Source organism: Flagellimonas pacifica (assembly GCF_900215465.1).
Lineage (GTDB): Bacteria > Bacteroidota > Bacteroidia > Flavobacteriales > Flavobacteriaceae > Flagellimonas > Flagellimonas pacifica.
On sequence record NZ_OBEH01000002.1, the window covers coordinates 289633 to 308849 of the forward strand.

The window sequence follows — 19217 nt, forward strand, 5'->3', positions numbered from 1 at the left end:
ATAGGAAAACTAAAAGATGTTTGTTTGATTGCAACGTGATAAATCCTATTTTTGTGCTAGTTTGGCTTAGTTTTTGGGCTCAAACTTACATATATTTTTTGTTCTGTTGATGTGGGATTACAATAATTTTAACCATTACGGAATACTATAATTGCTCGGTTCTTATGAATAAAAGTGGGTTAGTTTTTTTTATCGTTCTTTTCGTTGTCCTACCCCAGACTTCGTTTACCAAAAATAATATCGAAATTCCTTCAAAAGACAAATTTATTGTTGTTTTGGACGCAGGGCATGGTGGCCATGACCCTGGAAACTTGGGAAACGGATATCTTGAGAAGAATATTGCACTAGGTATTGTGTTAAAAGCTGGTGCTGAATTAGAAAAGAATCCTGATATAAAAGTTATTTACACCAGAAAGGATGATTCTTTCATTGATCTCTTTGTAAGAGGGGAAATCGCTAATCAAGCAAAAGCCGATCTTTTTGTCTCGGTACATTGTGATTCCCATAGTTCTGATGCCCATGGTGCGGGCACGTTTGTATTGGGACTACATGTCAACAAACAAAATTTTGAAGTGGCCAAAAAGGAAAACTCGGTAATCTATCTAGAAGACGACTATGAAAAGCGCTATGCTGAGTATGATATAAATTCTCCTGAATCCATAATCGGACTTACCATAATGCAGGAAGAATTTTTGGAACACAGTATTTTGCTTGGAAAAAAACTTCAAGATAATTTCACCAAAAAACTAAGAAGAAAAGATAGAAAAGTTAAACAAGCAGGTTTTATTGTTCTACACCAGACCTTTATGCCCAGTGTTTTGGTAGAGACAGGTTTTTTAACAAATAAAAATGAGGGAAGCTATCTTAATTCCAAAAAGGGCCAAACAGAAATGGGAAAGGCTATAGCCAATGCTGTTATTGCCTATAAAAAGGATATTGCAAGTGGTTTTGATGCCACAGACATTCCGGTTGTTATAGAAGACAGTTCTGGAGCGGTACATACAACTACCAAGAAAGCACAGGAAGAACCCAAGAAAGAAATAGAATCGAAAACGAGCACTCCAACAAAGACGGTTGCCACGGTTCAGAAAAAAGAAAAGACACCACCAACCAAAAGCGGAGTAATTTTTAAGGTACAGCTCATGGCAAGTGCCAAGAACATTCCCCTTACAGGTGCAAATTTCAGAGGATTGGATATGTTGTCCAAAGAACCTATTAAAAATCTGTATCGTTATATGTTTGGCAATGCAGAATCATATAATGAGGCCAAGGTCCTAAAAAATAGGGCAGATGCCAAGGGTTATACCACATCGTACATAGTGGCATATAAGAACGGGGTAAGAATACCACTGAAAGAAGCTCTCAAATAGACTTTGATAACAGTTGTTGCCTTGTCAAAAATATTCCTAATTTTGTTTAAACAGTAAACTGAATCTTTTGAAGCTATCCAGGGAGATTAAAACTGGGATTGTAGTACTTACAGGAATTTTGGCCTTTATTTTTGGGTTAAGCTATCTAAAATCCTCTTCTTTTTTTGAAAACAATAAAACATTGTATGCGGTGTATGATCATGTAGGTGGTCTTCAACCGGGCACTCAGGTTTCTATAAATGGCCTTTCAGTAGGGAATGTTGTAAGTATCCGCTTTAAGGATACCACAGGAAAATTATTGGTTACTTTCTCCGTAAGTGATGATTTTGAGTTTTCTAAAAATAGCCATGCCGAAATTTATGATACAGGCATAATAGGAGGGAAAGGAATTCAGATTCATCCGGTTTTTGATGATTCTCCTATGGTAAAATCAGGAGATACCCTAAAATCTAGTATCAAACCAGGACTTACCGCTTTGGTTCAAGAAAAATTGACGCCACTTCAAATGAAGGTTGAAGGTGCTGTTTCACACGCTGATTCCTTATTGATGAACGTAAATGATGTTTTAGATGACCAGACTAAACTTGAATTACGACAAAGCATTGCAGGTCTTAATAATTTGATAGGCACATTTAAGTCAAGTGCGGACAAACTTAATGTTCTGTTGGAAAACAATAAAGAGCAGTTGGATAGTTCACTGAAGAACGTGGATAACATTACAACCAATTTTTCCAAACTTTCTGATTCGTTGGCCGGTGCGGGCTTAGCGGCTACCGTAGCCGATTTTAAAACTACAGTGGAGCGTTTGAACAAAGTTTTGGGCCAAATTGAAAAAGGAGAAGGCTCTCTTGGCAAATTGGCAAATGACTCCAAGTTGTACGACAACTTAACAGATGCCTCAAAGGAGTTGGATTTACTATTACAAGATTTTAGATTGAATCCGAAGCGATACGTTAATGTTTCGGTATTTGGGAAGAAACAGAAAGATTACGAACTTCCGGAAAACGACCCCGCCGCTCAAAACAAGAATTGATATATGGAATACCTGCCCAATATTCTTTTTGCCATAGCCCTTGTTATTGGAATAGGATTCTTTACAAAAAATGTGAAGAAATTATCCAGAAACATCAAATTAGGAAAAGATGTTGATGTAAGCGATAACAAGCAACAACGGTGGAAAAACATGGCTAGAATTGCCTTGGGACAGACCAAAATGGTTGTTAGGCCCATAGCAGGTTTAATGCACATCATCGTTTATGTTGGTTTTATCATCATAAATATTGAGGTACTGGAAATTATTTTGGACGGCCTACTGGGGACTCATAGATTATTTGCTCCGCTGGGTTCGCTCTACAATATCTTAATAGGATCTTTTGAAGTGTTGGCATTATTGGTCATCGTTGCAATAACTGTTTTTTGGATTCGAAGAAATATCATCAAATTAAAAAGGTTCATCAAACCAGAAATGGAAGGTTGGCCCAAAAAAGATGGTAATATGATTCTGTATATTGAATTGGTTCTGATGTTTTTGTTTTTGACGATGAATGCTGCCGATTTTCAGTTACAACAATTAAATGCAGAACATTACGTAAAAGCAGGTGCCTTTCCGGTAAGTCAGTTTTTGGTGCCCTTATTTGATGGAATGTCCATTGCGAACCTAATAATCATTGAACGTACCGCATGGTGGTTGCATATTTTGGGGATATTGACATTTTTGAATTATTTGTACTATTCAAAGCATTTACACATTATATTGGCTTTTCCCAACACTTACTACGGAAAGTTAAAGCCGATGGGGCAGGTCAATAATGTGGAAGCCGTCACCAATGAAGTAAAGTTGATGATGGACCCTTCAGCTGACCCTTATGCTGCTCCAGCTGAAGATGCTCCAGAGCCAGAAAAATTTGGAGCTTCGGATGTAATGGATTTAAACTGGGTACAATTGTTAAATGCCTATACCTGTACCGAATGTGGAAGGTGTACTTCAGAATGCCCGGCCAATCAAACAGGAAAAAAGCTTTCTCCAAGAAAAATCATGATGGACACCCGTGACCGATTGGAAGAAGTGGGGAAAAACATGGATGCCAATAAAGGGGAGTTTGTTGCCGATGGCAAACAACTTTTGGATGATTATATCTCTCAAGAGGAATTATGGGCTTGCACCACATGTAATGCGTGTGTTCAAGCTTGCCCGGTAAGCATAGATCCTTTGTCCATAATCATGGAAATGAGACGCTTTTTGGTGATGGAACAATCCGCTGCACCAACAGAATTGAACAATATGATGTCCAATATTGAAAATAATGGTGCTCCATGGCCATACAATCAAATGGACCGCTTAAACTGGGTGAACGAATAAATCTAGCGCTATGAGTGAAGAACTTAAGGTAAAAACCATGGAAGAGTTTATGGCTCAGGGTACGCAGCCGGAAATATTGTTCTGGGTGGGTTCTGCCGGTAGCTATGATGATCGTGCAAAAAAGATTTCGAGAGCCTTTGTAAAAATTTTGAATAAAGCCAATGTTGAATTCGCGGTTTTGGGAGCAGAGGAAAGTTGTACCGGTGACGTGGCAAAACGCGCAGGCAACGAGTTTTTGTTTCAAATGCAGGCCATGATGAACATTGAAGTATTGAATGGTTATGAAATAAAGCGCATAGTAACCTGTGATCCGCATTCCTTCAATACGTTAAAAAATGAATACCCCGGTTTGGGTGGAAACTATGATGTTGTTCACCATACACAATACATTAAAGAGTTGATGGATAATGGACGTTTGTCCGTTGAAGGCCAAGTGTACAAAGAAAAACGAATTACATTCCACGACCCTTGTTATTTGGCAAGGGCCAATTCGATTTTTGATGCCCCAAGGGATGTTCTGAAAAAAACCAACGCCGATATTGTAGAAATGAAACGTCACAAGAAAACGGCACTTTGCTGTGGTGCCGGAGGCGCACAAATGTTCAAAGAACCAGAAAAAGGCGATATGGATGTCAATGTGTTGCGTACAAAAGAAGCTTTGGAGACCAACCCCAATATTATTGCCACCGGATGTCCGTATTGCAATACAATGATGACAGACGGAATTAAAGCACACGAAAAAGAGGAGAGTATTGCTGTTTTGGATGTAGCTGAACTAATTGCAAATTCTATTTAAAATGCTAGTTGATTTTGAGTCCCTTCCGGACACCGCAAGAATCTGGATTTATCAATGTAATCGGAGTTTTTCAAGCGAAGAGCTTGAGGATGTGAATAAAGCCCTGTCCCAATTTCTGGAGCAATGGACCGCACACGGAAGTGAACTGAGTGCTGGTTTTGAAATCAAATACAAAAGGTTTTTAGTCATTGGGTTGGATCAGTCCAACGCGGGAGCCTCAGGATGCTCTATAGATGCCTCGGTTCATTTTATACAAAGCTTGGAACAAAAGTACGGAGTGGAGCTTATGGACAGAATGAACGTTTCTTTTAAACAAGGGGAGTACGTTGCATATAAATCCTTGAAGGATTTTAAAAAAATGGGCAAAGAAAAAGCTATTTCAAAAAACACCATTGTTTTCAACAACCTTGTGACCAATAAGCAAGAATATTTGGAGCATTGGGAGGTACCGGCCAGTGAGAGTTGGCATTCCCGGTTTGTTTAGAAGTTTGTTTTTCTTGTTTCGATATAACCAAGCTTAAAACTACTTTTAACGCTCTAACCATTGGTTGTTATCTATCTTCCTGAACCCTAAATGAGCATTCATCACTCTGCACCAAATTTTTAAGTAGAATTTTCAGAATTTCACCTATCGTTGTATATAAATCATTAAAACGTATTCATATTCTTAACAAAGTTTCCAAAATACTTGAGGAATATTCTTGGTAAAAATTCTATGGAGAAATTATTCTTTACTTTGGAATGTGACAAAAAAGGAATTTCTAATTCATGAGTACTACACAACCAACCAAGGATAGAATAAAAACAATTAAGTATACATTTATTGGTAGTTCAGCATGGCGTTGGTTTCAGATAGTAATTGTATTGACAGTTTTATCTTTAGTGGTCAATCATTTAGCATCACGCGATAGTTTTCCAGATAGTACATCATATAGATTTCCCATTGAAGGATTTCTGGCGTCTATTGTTTTGTCCACTTTCATTGGAATCATAGCACATCTTAATTTTAAGTTTTATAAGAAGAAATATTTCTCTAAAAAAGTAGAAGCGGTCACTATTGCCCAGTTTTTGGCTTCTACTTTAGGATATATTACCATCATGTATATTCCTGTAAATATTATCTTAAACATAATTGCGGGTGCCCAAACAATATTCTATTATATACTGATAGGTTTGTTACTTACCTTATTACTGAGTTTTATTGGCATCATACTGGTTTATGCACGTGACATTTACAATTTGTATGCGGCATCGATAAAAAGTGCTGAAATCACTATTAAAAATAGCGCAAAAACAACCAAACTCACCTATGATGACATTGCATGCTTTTACAGCGAAAATAAAATTGTATACGCTGTTCAAAATGACGGCAAAACAATTACTACAGATTTTATACTGAATACACTGGAAGAAAAAATAAACGATCAATTGTTTTTTAGGGCCAATCGGCAAATTATCATTCACAAAGATGCTATAGACCAAATTGAAAAGATTGAAAATGGCAAGTTGCGTATTCGGTTAAAAAATCCCATTAAAAATGATGCGATTGCTGAAATCAATATCAGTCGTTACAAACGAAAAGCATTTATCAATTGGTTTCAATAAAAGATGTCAAAGACTACCGACTATTCAGTAATGAATTTAAGACCATTCAGTAAAAACATAAGTGTTTAAAAGGATTCTAAGAGGTTTTGTTCATTATTTCGCTTAGAATTAAAATCAAGAAAAATGAACAAAATTACCTTACGACAAACATTAATTCCATTAATTACCATTGCAATCATTTGCTTTTTATGGTTTGGACCAATCCGTATTAGTTACATAGAAAACATCATTATTTCTATAGTAATCATTATAGCGAATTATATAGAATACAAAGGAAAACCATTTTTAGCGTTAGGATTCCAACGTGAAAAATTCACTTCAAAAAATATCTTCGCACTTGCACCATTGGTTGCACTTGGACTCTTTGTTTTTTATGTCTTTGCATTGGTTCCTGGAATTACAAAACTCACAGGAACTCCCATAGATTATTCAAGTTTTGATCAATTGAAAGGGAATCTCCCCGCCTGTTTAATTGCTTTATTATTAGTGTGGTCGTCAGCTGGATTTGGAGAAGAAATTATCTTTCGTGGTTATTTTATGCGGCAATTTGTAAAATTCTTTGGGGAAAGTAAAGCCAGTATTGTGCTTAATATTGTCCTACTCGCTTGTTTTTTTGGTTTTATGCATAGTTATCAAGGAATTACAGGACAACTTGTTGCAGGTACTGTTGGAGCGCTCTTAGCCCTTATATTTTACTTGCGTAAATACGATTTGTGGTTTATTGTTGCTGTACACGGTTTTTTTGACACCATTGCTTTAACTTGTATTTACTTTGGTTTGGTGTAATGATATTTGGCAACAACGCCTGTACCTTGAATTTACCCAATAAATGGACGGAAAGGGTAACATTCCTCTATCTTTAGCCTTGTTAATCAAGTCATAGCATCTATTCATCAATTCTGGTTAGATTTTCCGATCTTCACTTATCGGGCGACATAGCTCATTAAAACGAGCGATACCTTAAATGTTCACAACAACATGAGTAACAAAAATGCATATTAATAGTCTTACATAAAAACACTAAATAAATACTTAATGAAATATTTAATATCCTTATGTTTTATCATAGCGTTATTGTTTCCTAATCTAGGAGTTGCTTGTAGTATGTACAAATCAACCAAAGATGGTAGAACAATTGTGGGAAATAATGAAGACTTTTTCAGCCCTAACAGTCAATTTTGGTTTGAAGTAGGAACTAAGGATACATTTGGGGTGATGTATATGGGCTTATTAGACAATTTTGCCCAAGGAGCAATTAATGAATCAGGCTTGGTGTTTGATGGTTTTTGGGAACCTTATTTAGAGGTGAAGAAAACAAAGGGAAAATTGGAAATCCCAATAGGTAATGCCTTGAAAAATATTATGCAGACGATGGATAATGTAGAAGATGTTAAATTATATCTACAAACAATCAATCTTAGTTCATTAACAGATGGCCAACTTGTATTCGTAGACAAATCAGGCACATATTTGATTGTTGAAGGTGATGATATGTTTATTGGTGATGAAATGGAAAAAACATTTTCAAACTTCTATTATTCGCAGATAGAATCACTAAAAGATGTAAGGCTAGATTACTTCCAAAATGGACAAAAATTCATAAATGCTACAAAACAAAAAAGTACTGTTGAATATTGTTCTGAAGCAATGCAGAATTTTGCTCAATCTAGGTTAGCACCCACACAGTATTCTACAATTTACGATTTGGAAAACCTAACGATACGAGTGTTTCTTTTTAATGACTTTTCCGAATTCATTGAATTAGATTTAAAAAAGGAATTAAGAAAAGGAAGTTATCGAACGATGATTGCAGACCTTTTTCCAAAAACTTCGATAGGTTATTTGCATTACAAAAAATACAATAACCCTGAAAACCCAACTTTACACCTAAAAGAATTTTTAGGTGATGCTGAAATAACCGAGCAAGAATTTTTATCTAATGGTTTTGATAATGTTATTAATCGTTTAGGTTATGAATGGTTGAATGATATGAAAAATCCTAAGGGAGCAATTAAAGTATTTCAATATGGTGTGGAAATAATGCCTAATCACCCCAATCTACATGACAGCCTAGGTGAGGCTTATTTTTTTGATAAAGATTGGAATAATTCTATTAAAAATTATAAAAAATCATTGATTCTTAACCCAGAAAATAAAAATGCGATAACAATGATTTCGAAAATAAATGAACTACGAGGGAAGAATAAATAAAATACTGCTGCCAACACGGTGAATAAGCAATAGCCGTCTGAGTGCTGACTTGTACCGTTTTTTGTTTAATAAAGTAGATTGTTAATCGGAAAGTAGTTCAGAAATCCGCTACTACTCTTATACTAGATTGATAAGTGAACGCTTTTCAAGCGTAAGTTTTTCTATAGCATGTTATCCTACAACTACTCTGGTGAATCAAGTTTTTTTTACTGTTTTGACTTTCAATAAGTACGGGATAGTAGTTCAAAAGGGCATCAGATTTTCGGAAATTCATCCAAGAATATCCTTAATTTATCCTAATAATTGTGCATTCTTCGATGAAATGCAATATTTTTAATCCCTGTAAGTTCATGTCCTAGACAAGATATTTATGAGGATAAACCTTTACTTTTCCCTTTTTTTTCTGTGTTTTTTAGGAATCAATGGTCAAAATAACCCATTGATTACCAAGGATACTTTGGACCAGCTTGGCTGGGTCAACACCCAATATGATGCAATGTCGCTAGAGGAACGCATTGGACAGTTGTTCATGGTAAGTGTTGCCTCTAATCAAAATAAAGCAGCTACGGACAGGGTAAAGGAGCTAATTAAGGAACACCACATTGGTGGGGTGGTTTTTTTGGTAGGTGGCCCAGTGCGTCAGGCAAAATTGACCAATGAATACCAATCCCTGTCAAAAACACCGCTTTTAATTGCTTTGGATGCTGAATGGGGACTGTCCATGCGCTTGGATTCCACCTATGCCTTTCCGTGGAATATGACATTGGGAGCAATAAAAGATAGCTCAACAGTTGAAAAAGTTGGCTTTCAAATTGGAAAACATGCCAAAAGATTGGGAGTGCACATTAATTTTGCACCGGATATTGATGTGAACAATAATCCCAAGAACCCCATTATAGGAAATCGCTCCTTTGGAGAAAATCCAATAAATGTTGGGCGACAAGGAATTGCATTTATGAAAGGTATGGAGCGTGCGGGTGTACTATCCTGTGGAAAACACTTTCCCGGACATGGAGACACTGCAACAGATTCCCATCATGCCCTGCCCATTATCAACTCATCAAAACAGCAGTTGGATTCCATTGAATTGTTTCCCTTCAAAAATTTGATAGCCAATGGATTAAGTTCTGTTATGGTGGCCCATTTGGATGTTCCAAGTTTGGAAATTAGGGAGGGATTACCGTCAACACTTTCGGAACAGATTGTTTCTGGAATATTAAAAGAGGAGATGGGTTTTGAGGGTTTGGTATTTACAGATGCCTTGAACATGAAGGCAGTATCTCAGTTCGCTCCTGAAGGTGAGGTTGAACTTGAAGCATTTAAAGCTGGCAACGATATGCTTTTAATGCCGGAAAATGTATTGCGGGCCAAAGAAAAACTTGTTGAAGCTTATAATAAAGGGGTAATTACTGAAAAACGCCTTTCGCATTCGGTAAAGAAAATTCTAATGGCCAAATATAAAGCTGGCCTGTACAACTACAAACCAGTTCAACTTGAGAATCTACATGAGGATTTAAATGGGGTTGAAAATGATATAGTGTATGAAGAAGCCATCGAAAAGGCAATTACCGTTGCGAAGAACAACTTTTCATTGATGCCAATCAAGAAATTGGAAAACAAGAAAATTGCCTATGTGAAATTTGGAGATGATTCTGGGGAAACATTTTATGAGACGCTGTCCAAATATTCAAAAGTCACGCAAATTGATGCCAAGGATGCTGCAGGATATCGTAAAGAATTGGCAAATTACAATTTGATCATTATTGGTTTTCATAAAAGCAATAAAAGTCCTTGGAAGTCTTACAAGTTTTCCAAAAATGAACTTTTTTGGCTGCAAGAGATTGCCCGACTCAGAACAAGCAATACAATATTGACACTCTTTGCAAAACCCTACGCATTATTGGATGTGGCAAATTTCAATAGTATTGATGGGGTGGTAGTTGGTTATCAAAATAGTGCAATTGCCCAGGAAAAAGCTGCAGAAGTAATTTTTGGCGCTATTGGTGCAGATGGGAGGCTACCCGTTTCGGCGCATGCAGAATTTCCGGTCAATACTGGAATCAAGTTAAAACCCTTACAACGATTGGGGTACAGTATCCCGGAAAGGGTAGGGCTCAGTTCTAGTAAATTAGCAGTTGTAGATAGTTTGGTAGAGGTTGGCCTAGACTCGCTGATGTATCCAGGCGCGCAAGTTTTAATTGCGAAAAAGGGAAAGGTGGTCTATAACAAAGCCTTTGGTAAGCCTACGTATACCTCAGAACAAAAAGTAAATGGTGGGCATATTTATGATTTGGCCTCCTTAACAAAAATCCTGTCCACTTTGCCATTGATCATGAAAATGGAGGAAGAAGGTAAAATTGCCTTGAATGATACGTTCAAAGAGTTGGTTCCTCAATATGATTCAACAGAGATCAAGGATGTTACCGTTCTAAAAGCGCTTTCCCATTATGGTAGATTACCGGCATGGATAGCTTTTTACATAGATACGTTGACCAAAAATAGAAAGCCTTCAAAAGAATTTTATCGTAATACCCCATCTGAGGGTTTTTCATATAAAGTAGCAGAAAATCTATATTTAATGGATGCTTATAAAGATTCTATTTATAATAGAATTGGTAGGCAGAGCTTAAAATCCAATCGTTATCGCTATAGTGATGTGGCCTATTATGTTTTCAAAAAGTATATTGAGGACACTTATGGGAAACAATTGGATGAGTTGATCAATGAATTCTTATATATTCCTATGGGATTGCAGCACACGTCGTTCAATCCTTTAGGGCGATTTTCCAAGGAGGAAATAGTTCCTTCTGAAGAAGATAAATATTACAGATATCAAACGGTGCAAGGTTATGTGCATGATATGGGAGCTGCCATGCAAGGTGGAGTAGGAGGGCATGCCGGACTGTTCAGCAATGCTAATGATGTGGCCAAAATAATGCAGATGTACCTACAAGGAGGCTTGTATGGTGGTAAACGGTTCTTAAATGAACGGACAATTAAGAAGTTCAACACCTGTTATTTCTGCCATAAAGATGTTAGACGAGGTGTAGGTTTTGATAAACCCCAGCTTAAGGAAAAAGGACCTACTTGTGGCTGCGTTTCCAGAAAGAGTTTTGGACACAGTGGCTTTACCGGTACGTATACGTGGGCAGACCCTGATGAAGAACTTGTTTATGTTTTTCTATCCAACAGGACCTATCCATCCGCTAGCAATACGCTACTTGTAAAATCAGGACTGAGAACTAGGATTCAACAAGCTATTTATGATTCCATTATAAATTAGGCACAAAATATTGCCTTAGATTTGTGCTTATGAAGATAGCTATAGTATGTTACCCCACCTTTGGAGGTAGTGGTGTTGTGGCCACGGAATTAGGCATTGCCTTGGCAGAAAGAGGTCACGAAGTACATTTTGTTACGTATAAACAACCGGTTCGGTTAGAACTTTTAGGAAATAATATCCATTTTCACGAAGTTCATGTGCCGGAATATCCACTTTTTCATTATCAACCCTATGAGCTGGCATTGTCCAGTAAGTTGGTAGATACCATAAAACTTTATGGAATAGAAGTATTGCACGTGCATTATGCCATTCCGCATGCGTATGCAGGGTATATGGCTAAGAAAATGCTTCAAGAGGAAGGTATTTTTATACCAATGATTACTACATTGCATGGTACAGATATTACTTTGGTGGGCAAACACCCATTTTATAAACCGGCTGTAAATTTCAGTATCAATAAATCGGATATTGTAACCTCGGTGTCAGAAGCATTGAAACAAAGAACCTTGGAGTTGTTCAATATTGAAAAAGATATTGAAGTGATTCCTAATTTTATAGATACATCAAAATATAAATTAGATTATACGGATTGTCAGCGATCATTGATGGCTAATGAGGAAGAGAAAATCATTACACACGTTAGTAACTTTAGAAAAGTAAAGAACATTCCAGATGTTATCTATACCTTTTTAAAAGTTCAGCAAGAGGTTCCTGCAAAACTTATTATGGTTGGGGAAGGGCCTGAAAAAGAATATGCAGAACAGCTTTGTGATGATTTAGGAATTAAGGAGAAGGTAGTATTTTTGGGCAATAGCAATGAAATTGACAGAATTCTATGTTTTTCTGATCTTTTCTTGTTACCCTCAAAGTCGGAAAGCTTTGGTTTGGCGGCATTGGAGGCCATGATCAATAGAACTCCTGTAATTTCGAGTAATACTGGTGGAATTCCTGAGGTGAATAAGAACGGAATTTCTGGATTTTTGGCAGATGTTGGCGATGTGGAGGAAATGGCTTCAAAAGCTATTTCTATTCTAAAGAATGATGTAGTTTTGGAAAAGTTCAAGGAAAATGCATTTAAAGTAGCTTCTAAGTTCGATATAGTTAATATTTTGCCTATATATGAAGAGGTTTACGAAAAAGCCTATAAATCACGTTTTAAAAACACTCATTAGTTTGTGAAATACTTCTTTTATATATTGTTTGTCTGTCTTATTTCTTGTAAAGCACAAAAGAAAAATCAAATGGTTTTAGGTGAAAGCAAGGAAAATATGGTGTTGGTTTCCCATGATGCCTATAGCGGTATTATGGAATACGAGGCTACTGTGGTTAAAGACGCAAAGACATTAAATAAATTCTATTCACAAATAAACAGGACTAGAAAGCCTGGACTTCCTGTACCGGAAATAGATTTCGAAAAAAATATACTTCTTGTAATCTGTTTGGGAAAACAGGAAGAAGGCGCAACGTATTCATTGAAAAAAGAAGAGTTGGAAGGTAACATTTTGATTACTACTAATTTGTCTGTAAAGAAAGAAGCGTCAGAGAATGAAAATAGCATAATATCTTACCCCTTTTACATCTATAAAATTCCAAACACTTCAAAGATCGTGAGTTTTCAAAAAGAGGGATGGTAGGCTAATCTTCTTTTATTTTTAAGTCACTCAACGAAAATAAAAGCACTTCAAAGTACAAAACGAGATACTTCATAGATTGGATTTAGCTTTGCATGGTAAGAACCTCAAATCTTATTCATATGAAAAGCTTAAACATTTTTGCTACGGCACTTATTTTGTTAGTTTCCATCAATGTATCTGGACAAGATGTCCAATTGACAAAAAAGGACAGCATAGTCAATAGTTTCTGGATGATAACGCTAGGAACAAACATTGTGGATGATTCCGGAGATGAATTTGGTAAGTTATTGGATATAGAAGATGGGTGGAATATGGTTCCATTTCCTTCACGCTTAAGTGTTGGGCGTTATTTCAAAAACGGATTGGGGCTGGAAGCAATTGGAAGCTACAATAGATATAAAGAAGGGAAAATTGTAGACAACATCACCAACCCTCAGGATGTAGATTATTTGGCATTGGATTTTAGGGTTAGTTATGACTTGAACATGATTCTTGGTGAAACAGGATTTTTTGACCCCTATGTAGGAATAGGCGCTGGGTATACAGATGCTAATAATCAGGGTAGAGGAACATATAACGCAGTTGTTGGTTTTAGAACATGGTTTTCTGATCATTGGGGACTAGATTTTAATTCTACCGGAAAATGGGCAATGGATACAGGGAATGCCACCAATCATATTCAACATGCTGTTGCCGTTGCGTATAGATTTAATGTTAAAAAAGGACTTTCCAGAAAAGGAGAAGAGAAATTGGCTTTATTGAAAGAGTTGGAAGAAGAGCAACAACGTGTTCAAGATTCGATTGCCTCAAAGCAAAAAGCTGACAAAGAGGCTCGTTTATTGGCTGAAAGATTGGAGAAAGAAAAAGAAGCTGCACGCATAGCTGCTGAAAAGGCAAAGCAAGATGCTGAAGACGCAAAACGAGCAAAAATTAAAAGTGAAATCGAAGCGTTACGAAGCGTGTATTTCAGTTTAAATTCTTCGTACCTGACCGATACTGACAAAACCATACTAAACAAGTTGATAAGTATACTACAAAACAATCCAAGTTTAGTGATTAGCGTTGGTGGACATACAGATTCTAGAGGTAGCGATAAATACAATCAGTGGCTTTCAGAGAAAAGAGCCCAACGTACTGTAGATTATGTTATCTCCAAAGGAATCCCGAAAGATAGGATACAATCAGGAGGATATGGAGAAAATAAGCTAACGAATGAATGCGAAGACGGTGTTACGTGTAATGAAGACAAGCATTCAAAAAATAGAAGGTCGGAGATTGAGGTTGTCAGTTGGTAAATTGTGGGTCTAGGCTGTAAAACAACTAGCGAGTGACTTTATTGGATAAGGTGTGTCTAAATTTTTGAAATCGCAATCATGTTCAAAACTATCCAAATGGCAATTTTGTTACGTAGTGGTAGTTTATCAAAGAAATCATTGTAACAATAGTTAGCGAATTACGCAGGTTAAGAAAACAACAACAAAACAACTATGTTTTCTTAACGTTTAAACTTAAAGGATTACATTTTTTTTACGAAATTAGCTCTGCCCTTAATCCCACATCATGAATAATTTAAGAAACAAGTTGTTTTGGCAATTGGACTACTTAAAAGGTAGTCCAATTGGCAATAATCTAAAAAATATAGAAGAACTATTCGGTTTAAGTTTCGAAGAACTTAAAATTAGAAATAAAGTTCAGTTAAATAAGCTTTTAGAAATAGCTTCTACTCAAACAGATTTCTACAAAGCATATATTGGCAGCCAAAGGTTGGAAGATTTTCCAGTTGTTAATAAGACAATAATCAAGGAAAATTTTGAAAACATCAACATTCCTATAGCGAAAGAAAATAAAGCGCATTCTGTTAGTACGAGCGGTTCTACGGGAACACCTTTTAAAATATTGCAATCAACATGCAAAAAGAATAGAAATAGTGCGGACACTATTTTTTTTGCAGGGCAGTCTGGTTTTACAATTGGAGAGAGGTTATTGTATTTAAGACTTTGGGCCGCTTATTATAGAAAGCCTAGATTTTTGGCCTGGATGCAAAATATTGACCAATTGGATGTTGAAGAACTCGATGATACTGCAATGTCCAAATTAGTAGAAGAACTAATTAGAGATAAGCAATCAAAAGCATGGTTAGGATACCCATCAGGGTTTTTAAAGCTGTGTAATTTCTTGGACGTAAATGGTTATGAACCTTTAAAAAGCAACGTAAAGTCGATAATTGCGATGTCCGAGCCATTAGATTCTCATGTTAGAGAGAGAATGGAATATTATTTTCAATGCCCGGTGGTATCAAGATACTCAAACGTTGAAAATGGTATTATTGCGCAGCAAAGACCAAATGAAGATAATTTTGCCATTAACTGGGCAAGTTACCATATAGAGGTTTTGGACATGGAATATGATAGACCCGCAAGCTATGGCGAGCCAGGTAGAATTGTGGTAACCGACCTATATAATTTTGCAACTCCAATGATTCGTTATGATACTGGTGATGTAGGGATTATGAATATTGGTGATGATGGTTTTCCCATGTTCTCATCTATTCAGGGAAGAATTACAGACTTACTTACCAATACGGAAGGCGAGATTGTCAATCCATTTATTATATATACTAACCTGTACAAATATCCAGAGCTGGAACAAGTCCAGTTAATTCAAAAGAGTGAGTCAGATTATGTTTTTAAGGTTAACAGTAAAAGAGTTTTTGATAGAGAAGAAGAGTTTTTAGCTTTCTTTGGACTTTATTTAGGAGAAGGTGCTAATATATCTATTGAGTACGTTTCAGAAATTCCTCTGTTGAAATCTGGAAAACGAAAAATAATAGTAAATCAGAGTTAGAGAACTTTTTTAAAGTGAATCCAGCAATTCTCTGACAACTGGGTGTTTTAAGTACCCGCCATAGTTGACTTCGCTCATTGTTATATTCGTATCATGATTTCCTTCTATCACTATGGGACCCGAAGGAGTAATTGCGATATCCCACCCAACAAGCTTATTAGGAATCAGGGAGCTCATATCCAACGCTAGCTGTTTGGCTTCAGAATAAAAAGGAATATCATATCCTTCAAATAGAAAACCGGTGTCTGGATGTGAGGTAAACTCTGCACCTCCATATTTCATTTTTTGAAAACCGCTTTTAAGAAGTTTTCCATTATCACGGTTTACCGAAATAAAAAAGCCTCCTTTTGAACGATTATCAATAATACTGCCACCTGCGCCAAAACGCATAACTACACCAAGTAAATGGCTCTTGAGAAAATTATCGATTACTACATCAAATCTTAATGTGTTTATGCTTTTGCCATAGATTTTATCTACTTCTATATTTTGTGTTACACCTTCCTGGTGAATATAGGACCCTAACAATATTAAATGACCAATAGATTGGATTTGACTATTGTAGTTTTGAATATCCAACATGTATATTCCTTCACCTCCTTTGGTGTCTATACTTTTAATAAATATCTTCCCGTTTGTAGTATCACTAAAATACTTTTGATAAAAACCAATCAAATCTTGCTTGGATTTTAGATAGGTAATATTGTTGTCGTAATAAAACATATTATTACTATTAAAGCCAACCATTCTAGGAACTGGTACATTATGCTTTTCACAGAATAAAGCAAAAAGCAATTTATTTTCTAAAAGAGATACAAATTGGGGATTGTGTATCTTTTGTGAGGAAATCAGCTTTAAATATTTTTTGGTAGGAATAAAGTCTTTGTAGTTGGAAAATTCTTTTCGATACAGAAACCTGCTAAAATAATGTGTCGGAACTTCTTTATGGATCACCCAGAGATTTAAAAACTCAAACACTAGTAGGGGGAGGTTCTTTTTCCGTTTATCTTTTAAGATACTACGTAGTATTTCCACATTTTCACCCATTGGTTTGGCGTTATAAGATGTACTCTTTTCTTTGGTATAATGGTTGAAAAGCTAAAGAGTGATTGTTTAAAGGGCAGTCTTTGGAATTTCTAAAATTCGATCACATTTGGAAAAAGCAAACCCATCCTTAAATTGATTATATTTCTCAATGTCTGTCTCGTTGTTTAACCAAGCTAAATAAATGGCTGGAGTATTTATTCCTGCCTCATGAGAAAACGGGTAACCTCCACCAAATCGAGGATTCATCTCTAGATAATATACTTTTCCATCTCTGACAAAGAAATCACAATCCATATTTCCAATATGTTTAGTGTTTTCAGCAATAGTTTTAGCAACATCTGAGAACTTATCGTTTATTATTGATACGGCTTTATCAGTTTCTCCGGAACGCATAGCTAGTTTTTTACGAACAAATGAGCCGTAGTGCTGACCTTCAAAATCATTCAAAATATCTATCCCATATTCTTCACCATTAATTTTCTCCTGGATAAGAACGCTTTTATCCATGTCTTCAGAACTGGCTGTTCTTAAAATGGATCTCTTGACCTTAAGGTGCTGCAAATCGTATACTAATTTAAGCTCCTCTTCATTTTCCGCAACATCTATAGAAATGGAAGCACTGCCCCATCTTGGCTTAACGATCAGTGGATATTGCAATTCCGAATTCTTAATTGCCGTAAGGGCATCTTCTATTGTTAAATAGGTTTTAGGAGTATCTACTCCAATATTTTTAAAAAAAGTAAATGTTTTCCATTTATCAAATGCAGTTGCAATGACGTCTGGATTTGAAATAACAACTTTAGCTCCTTGACTCTCAATTTCTTCCTTGTACTTGGATAAAATGGGTAATTCAAGATCGTTCAACGAAATAATGGCATTTATTTCTTCTTCTTTTATTACTTCATTTAGAGCTTGGATATAGTTGGAATCATATATGCTTGGCACCTCTCTGGCTATATCAGCATCCACCAATGCAGGAGCGGATAATTGCATATCAACAGCAACTATTTTTCCATTTCCGTTTAAGGCTTCCTTAAAGTAATTGATAAGATAATTTCGGCGTCCAGCACAAGTAAAAAGAATGTTGGTTTTTTTCATCTATTGAATTTGTAACTATTCAGTTTTAAAGTATACACTATATAGTCTAAGGCTATGCAATAAATACAAATTTCGTGTAATTTTTCTTTTTTTTGAATTTAATACAAGAATCTCGTCAACATGGTAAATTTTTACGCTCAAGTATAATTTTGAATCGTTTTTTTTAAAGAAGAGAGGGCTAAATCTTAACTTATTGGAAACCAGTGTTTTTTTTCAATGAAATCTCTGCATGTTCAATCAAAGTTTTTTTTTGCGTTTCATCGATATTTTGAACGTAATTATTCGATTATCTCTCTGGTGCTATACTTTTGTATTGTTCTCCTATTGCATCAACCTTAAAACCAAATTCCAATGGTCAAAAAATTACTTTTCACTTTACTCTTTTGTGGAACCTTTAGTGCATTTTCTCAGAATTTGTATAATGACTCCAATGCGGCATCTCCTACTAATGAATCTAATGCCATCACAGGATGGACGAATCAGGCATTTTTAACTTCGGACAATTCTGATTCCCAGTCAGGACTTTTCTCTTTAAGAGCAGAATCTACGGGGAACAACGGCAGTGTAATTACATATGAGTTTGATGCTGTAATAGGACAAGATTATGTCATTTCTATTTGGGCAAGAGAAGGAGCTCAGTCAAATTCGCCTGCTTTTGCAAATTGGCAGGGCCTTAATGGATTTAGTACAACAGGTATAGCAGGTAATACATGGACCGAGTATGTGTTTAATGTTACTGCTACATCTATTAATCCAACTATAAGAGTGTACACCAGTCCTTGGTCAGCAAGGTTGGTGGCAGGAAATACAGTTTTTATTGACAATATTTCAATAGTAGCAGCCGGAGGGGACACGGAGTCCCCCAATGCGGTGTCTGACCTTTCGAGCAGCAATACGACCTCTACGAGCACTGATTTGAGCTGGAGCGATCCAGGTGACAATGTTGGGGTCACGGACTATGAGGTCTTCC

The 19217-nt window shown here is 36.2% G+C and carries 16 protein-coding genes; 14 read left to right on the forward strand and 2 right to left on the reverse strand.

All coding sequences use genetic code 11. The features are described 5' to 3' along the window. Positions 1–164: 164 nt before the first annotated feature. The 13 genes from CRO15_RS06955 (at position 165) to CRO15_RS07015 (ending at position 16102) form a co-directional block, all read left to right on the forward strand. Complete coding sequence (locus tag CRO15_RS06955; RefSeq protein WP_097045092.1) at positions 165–1370, forward strand: N-acetylmuramoyl-L-alanine amidase family protein; 1206 nt, start codon at positions 165–167, stop codon at positions 1368–1370. A gap of 67 nt (positions 1371–1437) precedes the next feature. Continuing rightward, a complete protein-coding gene (locus CRO15_RS06960) occupies positions 1438–2403 on the forward strand; it encodes an MlaD family protein (RefSeq protein WP_097045093.1) in 966 nt (321 codons plus the stop codon). Positions 2404–2406: 3 nt separating this feature from the next. Then, positions 2407–3729: a 4Fe-4S dicluster domain-containing protein gene (locus CRO15_RS06965; protein WP_097045094.1), complete on the forward strand. Its 1323-nt coding sequence runs from the start codon at positions 2407–2409 to the stop codon at positions 3727–3729. Positions 3730–3739: 10 nt separating this feature from the next. After that, complete coding sequence (locus CRO15_RS06970; protein ID WP_097045095.1) at positions 3740–4525, forward strand: (Fe-S)-binding protein; 786 nt, start codon at positions 3740–3742, stop codon at positions 4523–4525. A gap of 1 nt (position 4526) precedes the next feature. After that, the gene (locus CRO15_RS06975; protein ID WP_097045096.1) at positions 4527–5009 is read left to right on the forward strand and encodes an ABC transporter ATPase; all 483 of its coding nucleotides are present in this window, start codon (positions 4527–4529) and stop codon (positions 5007–5009) included. Between the two features lie 284 nt (positions 5010–5293). Continuing rightward, on the forward strand, positions 5294–6130 hold the full coding sequence (locus CRO15_RS06980) for a LytR/AlgR family response regulator transcription factor (protein WP_097045097.1): 837 nt from the start codon (positions 5294–5296) through the stop codon (positions 6128–6130). 123 nt (positions 6131–6253) lie between these two features. Beyond that, positions 6254–6916, forward strand: a complete 663-nt coding sequence (locus CRO15_RS06985) for a CPBP family intramembrane glutamic endopeptidase (protein WP_097045098.1) — start codon at positions 6254–6256, stop codon at positions 6914–6916. A gap of 249 nt (positions 6917–7165) precedes the next feature. After that, the gene (locus tag CRO15_RS06990) at positions 7166–8341 is read left to right on the forward strand and encodes a hypothetical protein (RefSeq protein ID WP_097045099.1); all 1176 of its coding nucleotides are present in this window, start codon (positions 7166–7168) and stop codon (positions 8339–8341) included. Between the two features lie 370 nt (positions 8342–8711). Beyond that, positions 8712–11624 (forward strand): glycoside hydrolase family 3 N-terminal domain-containing protein, encoded by a 2913-nt coding sequence (locus tag CRO15_RS06995; RefSeq protein ID WP_097045100.1) that lies wholly within the window; start codon positions 8712–8714, stop codon positions 11622–11624. Positions 11625–11653: 29 nt separating this feature from the next. Next, positions 11654–12796, forward strand: a complete 1143-nt coding sequence (gene bshA, locus CRO15_RS07000) for an N-acetyl-alpha-D-glucosaminyl L-malate synthase BshA (protein ID WP_097045101.1) — start codon at positions 11654–11656, stop codon at positions 12794–12796. Positions 12797–12865: 69 nt separating this feature from the next. Then, positions 12866–13258 carry a hypothetical protein gene (locus CRO15_RS07005; RefSeq protein ID WP_097045102.1) on the forward strand — a complete coding sequence of 131 codons (393 nt, stop codon included), beginning with the start codon at positions 12866–12868 and terminating at the stop codon, positions 13256–13258. Between the two features lie 119 nt (positions 13259–13377). Then, a complete protein-coding gene (locus CRO15_RS07010) occupies positions 13378–14553 on the forward strand; it encodes an OmpA family protein (RefSeq protein ID WP_097045103.1) in 1176 nt (391 codons plus the stop codon). Positions 14554–14818: 265 nt separating this feature from the next. Beyond that, positions 14819–16102: a phenylacetate--CoA ligase family protein gene (locus CRO15_RS07015; RefSeq protein ID WP_097045104.1), complete on the forward strand. Its 1284-nt coding sequence runs from the start codon at positions 14819–14821 to the stop codon at positions 16100–16102. A 9-nt stretch (positions 16103–16111) separates the two neighbouring features. Here CRO15_RS07015 and CRO15_RS07020 read toward each other — a convergent pair whose 3' ends face one another. Continuing rightward, complete coding sequence (locus CRO15_RS07020) at positions 16112–17149, reverse strand: sugar-transfer associated ATP-grasp domain-containing protein (RefSeq protein ID WP_097045105.1); 1038 nt, start codon at positions 17147–17149, stop codon at positions 16112–16114. Between the two features lie 66 nt (positions 17150–17215). Further along, positions 17216–18247: an ATP-grasp domain-containing protein gene (locus tag CRO15_RS07025; RefSeq protein WP_097045106.1), complete on the reverse strand. Its 1032-nt coding sequence runs from the start codon at positions 18245–18247 to the stop codon at positions 17216–17218. Between the two features lie 351 nt (positions 18248–18598). On the opposite strand from CRO15_RS07025, the gene CRO15_RS19730 reads away from it, so the two are divergent. Continuing rightward, on the forward strand, positions 18599–19217 hold a 619-nt coding region (locus tag CRO15_RS19730), incomplete at its 3' end, for a carbohydrate binding domain-containing protein (protein WP_165769929.1).